This window comes from Lacrimispora sp. 38-1 (assembly GCF_049890855.1).
In the GTDB taxonomy this organism is placed as follows: Bacteria; Bacillota; Clostridia; order Lachnospirales; family Lachnospiraceae; genus Lacrimispora.
In genome coordinates this window covers 39,314-52,133 of the sequence record NZ_JBANEW010000043.1, presented here as the reverse complement: position 1 = coordinate 52,133, position 12,820 = coordinate 39,314, and the positions used below count along the sequence as shown (strand labels likewise).

The 12,820-nt window shown below is 37.7% G+C and carries 13 protein-coding genes; all 13 read right to left on the bottom strand.

Annotated features, from left to right (window positions below; all coding sequences use genetic code 11):
* Positions 1-86: 86 nt before the first annotated feature.
* Positions 87-1,742: an ABC transporter permease gene (locus V7D18_RS08565; RefSeq protein ID WP_426153368.1), complete on the bottom strand. Its 1,656-nt coding sequence runs from the start codon at positions 1,740-1,742 to the stop codon at positions 87-89.
* Positions 1,732-2,817, bottom strand: a complete 1,086-nt coding sequence (locus V7D18_RS08560; RefSeq protein ID WP_426153366.1) for an ABC transporter ATP-binding protein — start codon at positions 2,815-2,817, stop codon at positions 1,732-1,734. The genes V7D18_RS08565 and V7D18_RS08560 overlap by 11 nt, the downstream gene beginning before the upstream one ends.
* 107 nt (positions 2,818-2,924) lie before the next feature.
* On the bottom strand, positions 2,925-4,013 hold the full coding sequence (locus V7D18_RS08555) for an ABC transporter substrate-binding protein (RefSeq protein ID WP_426153364.1): 1,089 nt from the start codon (positions 4,011-4,013) through the stop codon (positions 2,925-2,927).
* A 119-nt stretch (positions 4,014-4,132) separates the two neighbouring features.
* Positions 4,133-4,900: a response regulator transcription factor gene (locus V7D18_RS08550; protein WP_426153362.1), complete on the bottom strand. Its 768-nt coding sequence runs from the start codon at positions 4,898-4,900 to the stop codon at positions 4,133-4,135.
* On the bottom strand, positions 4,893-6,602 hold the full coding sequence (locus V7D18_RS08545; RefSeq protein ID WP_426153360.1) for a sensor histidine kinase: 1,710 nt from the start codon (positions 6,600-6,602) through the stop codon (positions 4,893-4,895). Before V7D18_RS08545 ends, V7D18_RS08550 begins: the two co-directional genes overlap by 8 nt.
* A 184-nt stretch (positions 6,603-6,786) precedes the next feature.
* Positions 6,787-7,278 carry a pyridoxamine 5'-phosphate oxidase family protein gene (locus V7D18_RS08540; RefSeq protein ID WP_426153358.1) on the bottom strand — a complete coding sequence of 164 codons (492 nt, stop codon included), beginning with the start codon at positions 7,276-7,278 and terminating at the stop codon, positions 6,787-6,789.
* Between the two features lie 29 nt (positions 7,279-7,307).
* Positions 7,308-8,213, bottom strand: a complete 906-nt coding sequence (locus V7D18_RS08535) for a helix-turn-helix domain-containing protein (RefSeq protein ID WP_426153356.1) — start codon at positions 8,211-8,213, stop codon at positions 7,308-7,310.
* Between the two features lie 73 nt (positions 8,214-8,286).
* The gene (locus tag V7D18_RS08530) at positions 8,287-8,715 is read right to left on the bottom strand and encodes a C-GCAxxG-C-C family protein (protein WP_426153354.1); all 429 of its coding nucleotides are present in this window, start codon (positions 8,713-8,715) and stop codon (positions 8,287-8,289) included.
* A complete protein-coding gene (locus tag V7D18_RS08525) occupies positions 8,708-9,682 on the bottom strand; it encodes a hypothetical protein (protein WP_426153352.1) in 975 nt (324 codons plus the stop codon). The genes V7D18_RS08530 and V7D18_RS08525 overlap by 8 nt, the downstream gene beginning before the upstream one ends.
* A gap of 4 nt (positions 9,683-9,686) precedes the next feature.
* Positions 9,687-10,439 carry a GNAT family N-acetyltransferase gene (locus V7D18_RS08520; protein WP_426153350.1) on the bottom strand — a complete coding sequence of 251 codons (753 nt, stop codon included), beginning with the start codon at positions 10,437-10,439 and terminating at the stop codon, positions 9,687-9,689.
* 94 nt (positions 10,440-10,533) lie between these two features.
* The gene (locus tag V7D18_RS08515; protein ID WP_426153348.1) at positions 10,534-11,328 is read right to left on the bottom strand and encodes an SDR family oxidoreductase; all 795 of its coding nucleotides are present in this window, start codon (positions 11,326-11,328) and stop codon (positions 10,534-10,536) included.
* 72 nt (positions 11,329-11,400) lie between these two features.
* On the bottom strand, positions 11,401-11,970 hold the full coding sequence (locus tag V7D18_RS08510) for a Crp/Fnr family transcriptional regulator (protein ID WP_426153346.1): 570 nt from the start codon (positions 11,968-11,970) through the stop codon (positions 11,401-11,403).
* A gap of 25 nt (positions 11,971-11,995) precedes the next feature.
* Entirely contained in the window at positions 11,996-12,388 is a 393-nt protein-coding gene (gene arr / locus V7D18_RS08505; RefSeq protein ID WP_426153912.1) for an NAD(+)--rifampin ADP-ribosyltransferase, read from the bottom strand.
* Positions 12,389-12,820 lie beyond the last annotated feature (432 nt).

The following is a 12,820-nucleotide window of genomic DNA, read 5'->3' as shown; positions in this document are numbered from 1 at the left end:
AATTTGGAGGGGCAAAAATTTTTCAGAGTATTTTTTTATATATTCAGTCATAACCATACAATCAGATTTTAAAGCTTTTTTCTCATCTACAAACTTAAGTCCTTTCCTTTATTAAATCTATTAAATACGAGTAGGGATACAACCGTCAATGCTGTAAGTATCGCAGACAACGCGGCGGCCGTTCCATAATTTCCTCTGACCACTTCTGTATATACTGCAACTGTTAATGTCTTTGTTTTCCCAGTATACAGAATAATTGCTGTAGACAATTCACTAATCATAGTTACCCAGCTAAGAATTGCTCCCGATAGAATTCCTGCAGACATCATTGGAACCGTGATGCGAAAAAATGCCTTCATTTTAGAAGCACCAAGTGAAATTGCTGCCTCTTCAATGCTTATGGGTATCTGCTGAAGAATCGCTACGGAAGAACGAATCGTATAAGGAAGTCTTCGAATAATCAACGCAATTACCATAATCAGCATCGTTCCGCTAATTAACAATGGTTTTCGATTAAATCCATTGAGTAATGCAATACCAAGCACAGTCCCAGGTACTATGTATGGTATCATGGATAAGATGTCGACTGTGTTTGTCAGTGTATTTCTTCTGCGCACTACCAGATATGCAATCACAACTGCCAGAATTACAATCACAATTAATGCAAGCACTGGAATAATAATCGTATTTTGAATACTCTTACCCAGTTTGCCAAATGCCGTTATATAGCTTTCCAAAGAATATCCGGATGTAAATATTTTTCCCTCCGTTTTTTTAAAGGATGTGTAAATCACATAGCATTGGGGTAAAACTGCAATTCCCACAATCAGATAAGAAAACAAATAAACCATCCACGAAATATTCTTATGTGCTGTTTTTTCTTCCATTGGGTGCAGGGCATTTAACGAAAATGACTTCTTGTTCGCCACATATTTCTGTGCCAGAAATACGACTGTCGTAACTGCAATTGCAATCACCGCAATTGCGGCTGCAAAACCATCATTTCCACTAACCTCATTAATGAACTCTGTGTATAGAACTACCGGGAATGTACGATAACCTTCTCCAATCAGCATCGGTGTACCAAAGTCAGCAAAGGATCTCATAAATACCAAAAGTCCTGCTGCCAATAACGTAGGCGTAATTAACGGTACTACAACTTTGAAAAAACACCGAAAGCCTGAGCACCCTAAATTCTCTGCTGCTTCGATCAGAGAATTATCTATGTTTTTCAAAGCTCCTTTCGCATATAAAAACACAAGAGGAAATAACTGCAATGTCATAACCAGAACGATTCCTGTAAATCCATAGACAGGCGGAATGATAATTCCTATATTTTTAAAAAATTTTGTAATAACCCCGCTTCTTCCCAGTAACAGAATCCAGGAATACGCGCCTATAAATGGTGCAGACATGGATGCCACAATAATTAGAATATTTAAAATGGATTTCCCTTTTATCTTAAATACAGAGAACAGATATGCTAACGGTGTTCCAATCGCCAACGATAATAACGTCGCAGCAATGGATACCTTAAAGCTGTTAAACAGGGTATCAAAATAGTAACTCTTTGATAAAAATTTTGCAAAATTCGCCATTGTGATGGCCCCTGTCTCGCTGTCTATCACAGACTGTCTTATCAAATAAGCCATAGGGTAAATCAGAAACAGCAGATACAATGCAATTGCAGCAAGCGTAATGAATCCCCATACATCCAAACGGAATTTGTTATTATTCTTCATAAAACCCGCTCCTTACCAGATTCGTATCACCTTGTTTATTGAATACATTGATTTTTTCTTTCTTCACCTGCAGCATCACTTTCTGACCAGGCTGCAGTTCTTCTTTTATCGAAGATTCCTCTACGATCTCTACGATGTTCCCATCTTCCAGCTCAATGCTGTAATGTGTATTCAATCCTAAATAGGTAAATTCCTTAACAGTTCCCCTCATCCCCGTCTCATAATTTTTACAGATAACAAATTCTTCCGGACGGATGGAGCACAAAACCTCCTGGTTTCCTGCATTTTTTAACACAGGAAGTTCTACCTGATACCCATCCTTAAATACAATCTTACCCGCATCTGCCTTTGCCTCCATGATATTCGTTCTTCCGATAAAGGTTGCCACGAAAACGTTACATGGTCTTTGATAAATGTCTCTTGGTGTTCCTATGTGCTGAATCTCCCCATCCTTCATAACAGCAATTGTATCGCTGATCGCCATTGCTTCCTCCTGATCATGGGTTACATATACGGTAGTAATTCCAACATTTTTCTGTGTATGACGAATGACACTCCGCATCTCCAGACGCAGTTTTGCATCCAGATTCGATAAAGGCTCATCCATCAGTAATACGTCCGGGGATATTACAAGCGCTCTTGCAAGAGCGATACGCTGCTGCTGCCCTCCGGATAATTGATTTGGCATGCGGTTTGCATATTGCATAATCTGCATCAGGTTTAGATACTTATCTGTTTCTGCCTTTAATGTCTCTTTTTCTACTTTTCGGTTATTTAATCCGAATGCTACATTATCCCGCACTGACAGATTGGGGAAAATGGCATAATTTTGAAAAACCATACCAATATTTCTTTTACTTGGATCCATATCATTGATACGGGTGTCATTAAACAGAATATCTCCCCCCTCAATGGAATTAAATCCTGCAATCATTCTGAGTAATGTTGTCTTTCCACAACCGGAAGGACCAAGGAGCGTAAATAGTTCCCCATCTTTTATCTCAGCATTCAGTTGTGGAATGACAGTAGTTTCTCCATATTTTTTTACAGCATTTTTAATTGAAATTTTGCTCATTTACCCAACCTTACCCTTTCCAGAAACTGTAAACTGACCCCTTGATTGTCTAAAGCATGGGTTTTGTTCCATGCTTTAGACGTTAATGCCCTATAATATTTTAAGTTTTATTTGCTCTGTAAATCAGTGAAAATTTCTGTGTATCTGTCAACAATTTTCTGTTTGTTCCCACTTACATATGGAATATCCTCTTCAATTACTTTTATATCAGATATAGGTTTCATGAAATCGCTTGTCTTTGCATCCTTGATAACCGGTCTGTTTGTTAACGTACTTCCCCATATATTCTGTACTTCATCACTTAATATAAAATCGATAAATAATTTTGCATTATCCATATTTTTTGCGCCCTTGATAATGGTTGCTGATGCCGGCAGATATACTGTTCCTTCTTTTGGATATACAATTTTAACGGGTGCGCCATCTCTTACAAGCTGTGCACACGGATCTTCATAGGAAAGCCCTACTACATATTCACCATCTGCAACTCCTTTGTAAACTGCGGAAGAGCTTTCACAGATTTTACCATCAACATTGGTAAACAGGTCTTCTACGTATTTCCACGCTGCATCATCCTCATAGCCTCCCATTGCCAGCAGCATGTTGGTAAGCTGTGCAAAGGCGGAGGAGGAATTAGCCGGATCAGCTGTAGCAATCTTTCCCTTTAACTCGGGATTTAACAGATCTTTATAACCATTGATCTCAATATCTCCAAGCAGGTCTGTATTCACAATTAATACGCTGCCGTCTAATACATTACCGGCAATAAAACCACAGGTATTTTTGTAAGCATCAATCACATTGTCATTATTAGCTGATACATATGGCTCCCAAAGATTCTTATTGTCATATGCCAGTGACCAGGAACCTCCAAAGAGGACATCCCCGTATGGATCATTTTTCTCTGACTGAATTCTCTTTACCAATTCACCAGTACCCGCCTGGATTACCTCCACATTGACTCCATATTTTTCTTCAAATAAAGGAATCGTGGCGTTCATAAGTCCTTCGGAGTTAGGTGAATAAATAACCAGATTTCCGCCTCCCTGTGCCGCTTTTGCTGCTGTTGTTTCTTCTGCCGCTTTTGTTGATTCTGTTTGTACGGCAGTTGTCGAATCAGCCGCTGTACCTGCGCATCCCATAAGAGAGGCTGCTGTAATCAATCCCATAAGTAATGCAATACCTTTTTTCTTCATTTTGTTCCTCCCATAAAATATAATTTTTCAGATGACTTTATCATATAGGATCTGCACTCTGTTTCATACTCTTTATCCCGAACAAATGGAAAAAATACCGAACAGTTTTGTCCGGTATTTTATAACACTCTGTTCTGATAATCCCTGGCAGAGCACCCAATATATTTTTTGAAGACGTGATTAAAATATTTGTAGTCACCTATTCCACAGAGAAACCCCACCTCTGCTATAGCTATATTCTTGTCTTTTAACATTGTCAATGCCTTCTGTATCCGGAACCGATTCAAATATTCGATTACTGTTGTTCCTAACGCTTTACGAAACTTCTGGTTTATGTATCGTTCTGAGTAATGCAGTACTTCTTCTAAGTCAGATAATATAATTTTTTCCTGGTAATGCTCTTCTATATATTGTAAAATCTGTTGTATGACCGGATCAAAACAGGTCTTTTCCTCTATCAGAGAAATGTTCACCAGTTCTTTTATTTTTTCATTGCGCTCCCGTAAATAGTGGATATTTCTAGATTCTAAAACTGCCTGCTCTAAAGCTTCCTTCATTTCCTCCATATTTAAGGGCTTTAAGACGTAAGTAGATACACCATTGCGAATCGCCTCCATCGCATACTCAAAATCCGAATATCCGGTAAGTATAATTGCAACATAATCAAACACAGTCTTTGTATTGGCAATCATCTGCAGTCCATCCATGACCGGCATATTAATATCCGTAATGACAATATCCGGTTTTAACTCTTCAATCAACATTTTTCCTTCTATCCCATTGGATGCTTCTCCTACAACATAGCTTTCACATCTTTCCCATGGAACAGAATTTCGAATCCCTTTTCTGATGATGTCCTCATCTTCCACTAACAGTACACTATACACAATTTTCTCCCAACCACAATTTCAATACTACCCGGAAAAATTCATTTTCCCGACTCTCTATTATCATTCCGCTTTCTTTACCATATTCCAGTGAAATTCTTCGATTAATCGTCTGTAAGCCATTATGTTTTGTCTCCATTTTTTCTCTGTTTGTGATGCTTCTTAACAACTCTATGGTCGCTTTTGGCTGTCCCCCTCCATCATCTTCTACCACCAGATACAGATATTCCTTCTGTATATAACCGCCTATCTTAATATGAATATCTGTTTTCTTTTGGAAACCATATTTAATAGAATTTTCTAACAGTGGCTGCAACAGAAGCTTGGGGATGAAGAATTGTTCACACCTATTCTCAATCTCAATGGTATAATCAAACCGGTTTCCAAAACGAATCTTTTGGATAAACAGATAATCCTCAATATAAATGATGTCCTCCTGAAGAAGTACCCTATTTTTCGTATTGTTAATACTATATCTCAGAATATGCGTAAAGCGTTCAATCATGTTCTCTGCTTTGACTGGGTCCGATACAATAAGATATTTAATATTATCCAGTGTGTTATATATAAAATGAGGATTCATTCTCTCTTGAAGATTCTGCATCTCCATTTGTCCATTTATCTGAATTAATTCAACATTTTTATGATTCAATTCATTAATACTCTTTACCATCTTATTAATTTGCTCTGCAATCTCTTCAAACTCATCACCTGTACGCAGTGTAATCTCATGATTGGTATCTTTTTTTCGAATAATGCGGATTTCTTTGACTAAAAGTTCAACAGATTCCGAAGTCTTCTTCGACATCACACTTAGCATATGAAAGAACATAATGGTCCAGACAGCACCTAAGCCTATGATTGTAATGACACCGATTAACATATATGCAGAATTTTCAGGTGAATAAATAAAAGAATAGATACAAATGTTCTCATTCTCCTGATCTTTGCTTCTTCTTAAATAACGATTTCCATTTAATGTTACATATTTGCTCCCAGCCTTTCCAACGTATTTATTTGCAGCGTTTTCCCCGATCAGACTGTTGTTGGAACAATAGATAATATCACTCCTTTCATTCGTAATAATCGTATCATACTGCCCCTGTGACAGACAATTATTCCAATCTGTATTTTTCAGATACGCTGCCACCGTTCCGCAATAGGTGTCCTGATCGTATAGCGGCAGCATCATCAGATATTCTGGTGCATCCGCTTTGAAAAAATAAACCGTGGTATAAATACCCGTTCCATTCTCTCTTGCATTCTTAGCTGCAATCCGATTAAACTCGATCCTGTGAAGATTCATATCCTCTGTCGAAAAGTTTGTCATCGCAACCTGATTTTCCTGATTGATCAGAATTAAATTAATATCTACCTTTGCCTCTACATTATATTTGCTGACTAAATAATTAATTTCCTTTGCGTCTTTCTCTTTTTTAATACAATATAGGAAACTTTGAGTATTGTCTTTATCTTTTAAGAAATTCGCAGTGGACTGATATACATCCAAAAAATTTGTACTGATTACCTCCAGATGCCGTTCACTATTCACTTCCTGACTCACGGAATTTATTACAATAATTGCAACCGAAAAAAACAAGCAGCCAATCAGTATGATGATGATAATCCTTTTGGATACCATTTTCTCCAGCTCTTTTTGAAATTTGCTTTTTTCTGATCTTATAGCTCTTCTATACTCCATGAATTCTTCCTTCGTATAAACTTTTTATTAAAACCTGCTTTTTCATTGTATCACAACGCTCTTTCCTTTTCCATGATCTATAGCATTCTTAAAGTAAAGAATATAAAAAAAACTCCTGTTTGCTATACTCTCAACAAGTAAACAAACAGGAAGTTTTATAATGATAACTGCTTAAGAATACTCCTTAAAAAATCCCCCCATTTTTCATATCAGTTTTATTTACAAAATCCATGTGGTATAATTTTTCCCAATGGTTGATGTTTAATGTTCCTTTTGTGAGGTGGATAGCTAAAAAGCAGCAATTTTCGTCTTTTTCATTATTTGCCATGTCATACCACTCTGCAAAAGCTGTGCGGAGCTTGGTTCTAATTACGGCATTTTTCGGATCAAGCACCCAGCCAAGGTTTTCAGCTACTCCGTTAGCGGTAAACATCTCTAAGCATCCTGCTACCGAAACCTCCTGGTTTTGATCAATTTGCTGCATCTTGTTTGATTTGGCATTTGTAACAACATAGAATGTGCAGTCTTCATAATAGGCGTCCACACTACGGACAACAGGGCGGGGGGTTCCATCATTGCCCGGCTCCCGTGCAATCGTCGCAAGTGATATAACATTGTCCTTGCCGCCGCCAAATTTTTCTTCCAATAGTTCTAATCCTTCCTGGTACATACTCATTTACTTTTCCTCCAGTATATAAATTTATGTTATTCCCGTTTTTTAAACGGAATCCATAACTCTGTATAAACGATGTCAGACTTGCTTTTATAATACATTTCGGGAAAAAATCCATCGGCAGTCAAGCCGTGTTTTTTCAGCCAAAACCGGGTATATTTCATGGCCTTCCCCATACTGACTATTATCTGCTCATGGTTTTCAGATTCAAATCCGCAGACCACATATTCCCGCATGGGCAGCTGCCAATTAGTCAGGTTATGATCTTTGTCATCTTTGTCAATTTCCGCACCAATAAAATAACTGGAATAATTATCTGGTGCATCTCCCTTAAAAGAAACACCAATCCAACGCCCACCTGGGATATATGGAATATTTGGAAGTTCATTATAAAACCTGTCCCAGATTTCACCAATTGTATCAACGCCGGTTTTTTCGCCAAGCATTTTACCTGAACGAAAAAAATAATAGCCAGTCACACCAAGAAAATTAATTGGTTTATCGAGAAATTTACGGTTCATTTCCAAAACTAATCCATCACTAATGAGCGGAACCCCTTCATTAATCACAATATAACCAAGCAATAAATCGGGTTTTTCAAAATTTTGTAAGCTAACAGCATTGCTCCGGTACTGCGATGGCGTAATCCCATAGGTTTTCGTAAAAGCACGTGTAAAAGTTACGTGACTCCCAAAACCGTATTCCATCGCAATGTCAATAATGCGGTTGGTTTTGTCATGCAGCTTAATTGTGGATCTGGCCAAACGGCGCAGCTTAATATAATCCCGAACCGAAGTTTTTACCAACCGTGTGAATAATCTCTGATAATAAAATGGTGACAGTCCGGCAATCTCTGCAAGTTTTTCGATTTGAATTTCTTCACCAAGATTTTCTTCAATATGATTCAGAGTTTTTTGTATGGATTCCCATGCGTGCATATATTGATTACCTCTCACTAAACAATTTACCACAGATGAAAAAGAAATGCTTAACCGTGTCTGCTCTTTTGATCTAAATTACGTCATATTTTTTAATAAATTCACTTGAAAATTCAATCGTTTCAGCAGTTAATTTCTCACAGGCATGAGGTGGATCGTTTTCACTAAAACCATTTGGACGTAAATCGAAGCATTTTAATGATTTATATTTTTCGGTAAATTCATCAGCATATTGGTAACAAAGCGCAGCTATATCAGCATCAGATTTTCCTTTCTGACTGAAATAAATTCCAATAAACATCAAAGCACCTTCAACTAACCCGCATTGAGCTCTATATCCTCCTGCTCCATGCAAACCAATCGCAGAGTTTAAGGTTTGTTCCTCCAGACTAACATGAAATAATTCACATAAACAGGTTAATGCTGTTCTTGCACAATTAATATCATATTTCCAATACAATTCATGTACTCTTTCTTTTATCGTCATTTCCAATTTAGTCACCCCGTTTATCTCCTTTACTGATCAATACCCCAAATAGCCCGGGCCGATAAAGCTTCAACACCCGCAGAACCCGGAGGGTGTTGAAGCGGCTGTCGCCGCCAGTCTGCTCCATATCAAAGTGAACCTGTCCGAAATGCTTCTGTTGTACCGGCCAGAAGTTGTTTTTCCGTTTCTTTTGTATGATTAGTTCCAGTGCTTCCTCCATGCGGGAATCATAGCTTTTCTGAACAGATGCGAAATAATCCATACACCTTAAGATATCGTACTTCCAGCGGCATGGATAAGACAGTTTCAGCATCTTCTGATCAATTATTTCTCCCGTATGCACCGACCGGAACAGGTTTTTCTTTAGGATGAACTCCCACGCTTTAGGAATGCATTCGCTGATCTTATCAAGCCGATAGCCATACCCATTAAACTCATAATCCCGGAAGGCTTCCAATACAGACAGTGTGGTATGCAGGGAGCTATGCATATCGCCTTTATCCCAATTGCAATTCCATCCTCCATCCGGATACTGCTTTTCCAATATGTAATCCACGATTTCATTGAGCTTTTTCTCCTGGAGCTTACTATAACAGCAAATACCAAGAATCATGGCGCAGACACACAAATCCTGATAGCGGTACTTTTTTGCCTGTCCCTTACTTGTCCACATCCCGTCAAGCAGGATCCTGCTGCTTTCGGCATACTGAGGACAAGCTGGGTCCAAACCAATGTTTTTCAAATCAAGCAGCGTGTAATGTGTGGAAATCCATTTAGGCGAATAGATACCGTTTCCCCACAGACCTGTCTGCTCGTCGCGCCCTTCCAGAAAGCGCTTTCCCCAGCCTTCCTCTGCGATTCTCATCCTCAACCCGTTTATTATCTCTGGCGAAGAGCAAAGAAGGTCTCTGTGAGTTTGATATTGTACTGATACGTCACCACTAAGCAGCCACGTAACTACTGATGAGTTATTCAATTCCACTAAATCACCCCCGTTCAAGTAATTTCTTTAAATATCCCTCGTTTAATAAATGCACCGTTTCGAATTTACCGTTATAAAAAACCGCCCAGTTATTAAAAATACACGGAATTGATTTTGCCTTTTCCAATGTATCGACTGCTATCAGGGTAAGAGGGATATTGTTAGCATTGCAGTAGCCTTCGATTTGTTCGATACAATTTGGAATATAAGGACACTGCAAGCCGTAGTAAATCGTCAGGTCATTGCTATTGATTCTTTGCTTTTTTACATCTTCAGAAAACCGGGGCGTTTCTCCGTCAAACGATAATGCCATCAGAACATATTCTTTTCCAGCATTATCAACAGTCGTAAAACCGAACCGTTCTAAAAATTTTTTTTCGGAAAGGAAGGGCTTTTTCTTTATTGAGCTGATTATACAAACACCTGACTTCCCTTGCGCTTTCGCATCTTCAATACAGGATTCTATCAATTCTTTCCCATAACCTTTTCCTTTAAAGCTTCCCGAGACCCATAGGCAATAGACGTAAATATAATTTTCGCCGGTAACAGGCACCCAAGCCTTATCGAGAGGTGCATATTCTATGAAAACCTTGCCCTTTCCATTCAATTTTCTAAATACATGTCCTTCAATGATTCTTTCTTTCAGCCAGGCTTTTTTTGCATCAACTCCGCATTGATGTTTTTTATCGGCGATGGCACAGCATAAATGTTCATGATTCAAATTTTCTGCAGTCAGATTAATATATTCAGCACCCATGATTTACCTCCCTATAGAGAAATAATTAACAATTGTTACCTTTCCATGGATATTATAGCATAAATAACATGACAACAGATAGTCAGGTTATTTATTATTTGAGCATCATCTTTTCTCTTACAACATCTGGCAGTATAATCATCAAATTAAAAATTGGGGGCACTGCTATCTTATAGCGGGCCTTCAACTTTTTCTTTTTGAGTCTCTTATAGATATCTTCTGCTGCCTTTCGTGCATCAGCCCGCTTCTGCTTTTTTCTATAATTCAGATCCTTTTGGTAAAGACCAATGTAGGGCGACTTACTATTTTTCATTTTTTCATCTGAGTTTATCGATAGTGTATTGAAAAACTCTGTATTAATTGCACCCGGTTCGATCACAGACACCTGAATTCCAAAACTCTGCAATTCCATTCTCGCCGCATCACTGATTGCCTCTATTGCATGCTTTGATGCACAATAACTGCCATTTACATAACTTGTCAACTTCCCAGAAATGGAACCAATGTTTATAATCTTTCCAGAATTCTGTTTTCGCATATATGGTGCCACTGCCTGTATCATACGGATGACTCCATATACATTAACTTCAAACATTTTGGACATTTCTTTTAAATCGATTTCTTCAATTGCAGACCTGACCGAATATCCTGCATTATTTATCAGAATATCAATTCTTCCATACTGTCTGATAACTGTTTCCATTGCATTTTTTATAGATTTTTCATCAGTTACATCCATTTCCAATTTGATATTCGCCGGGACCTCTTCTATTTTACTGATATCTCTTGCTGTGGCGACTACCAGATATCCTTTTTCAGCTAACAGAATACATAATCTCCTTCCTAAACCTGAAGAACAACCTGTTATTAAAGTAACTTTACGCTCCATAATTTTTACTCCTTCTTATTTATTTTCTAAATCATATCAAAAAAAAAGAAAGTTGTAATTGCCAAATGACAACTACAGTTCTCTTTTAATTCTGCTTAAGGAACTTGGAGTAATTCCAATATAAGAGGCTATATACTCCTGTTTCACACGTTCTTCGATATCAGGATATTTTTCTGCAAAATGGAGATATCTTTGTTTTGCATTCATTCGCTGAAAGGATACACCCTTTTCATCGCTTAACATAAAGGCGTCATTATACAGTTCGTCATAAAGAATCCGAAACTGCTGGTACTTTTTTATAATACCGCGGAGCTGTTCTACCCCTATCTCTGCGATCTGACAATCTTCCAGAGCCTCAATCCAATACTTTGACGGACCATCACTAAGAATATTATAAAAGCAGCACCATTCTCCTTCTTTCGAAAAACATTTTGTAATTTCATCTCCCTCTTCATCAATATATACTCCCCTTACGATACCTTGAAGAATGAAACAGATTACTTTCGAATTTTCCCCCATATTCAATAGGTTGCAGCCCTTTTTTAATGATCTTAGGGTAAACACCGATTCAATTGTCTGAATCAATTCACTACTGATCCCCTTCTCATCCAGATATTGAGTTAAACTTAATTTTTTTCTCATTTATTAAACTCCAATAGAAGACACCTCAGTTAATAATTTCGCCCTTGCTTTTTGCTAAATTTTCACGCCATTTGTTTAAATCCGTAGTTGTCAGTTTATTCCACTCTGTTTCCTCTCCAATAATTCTTAAAGGCTCTTTTGAGCGATATGAACGTGTTAAGTTACCTGGGAATTTTTTGTCAGTAACATTGGGGTCGTTTTCAAATTCACCTGTTGGTTCTATTATATAAACGCGTTCTCTTCCTTCTCCTTTTGCTAATGCCGCTGCAAGTCCCGCACCATTGATATTCGCTGTGAAATAAATGTGATTCATTTGAAGCTCAGGCCTGTAATTTGAAATTCCTCCCGCTGTCAGTAAATCACCAATCTTTAAATCTGCCTTAGTCCCATGATAAAACGGTCCTTTATCAGAAGGCACACCTTTATATAATTCAGATAATTCATAATTTCTTTTTGCATGATCAAAGTCATGCAACGCCTCATAGCAATGGAAAATGTTTACGTATAACGTTGAATATGCACTTTTTACATCATCATCATTTACATTTAGCGCACACTGTAAAGATGTTTCCAGCCACTTCAATCTGTCTGTAATATCCTTTTGTTGACGGGAGAAATGATAAGCTGCAATAAATTTTTCATAGTCATCTGCTGCTTCATTCCATGCTTTATGAAACATCGTGTTTGCTTCTTCTAAGTTCCCACTATCTTCTAAACTCATCCCGATTATACAGAGTTTAATGATATTGTTATTGGGATCAAATTTAATATTCATCTAATCTTACCTCCAAATTAATAAGACCAATTAATTATAACCAAAGTAGAATTACAATATTAGTATACATATATA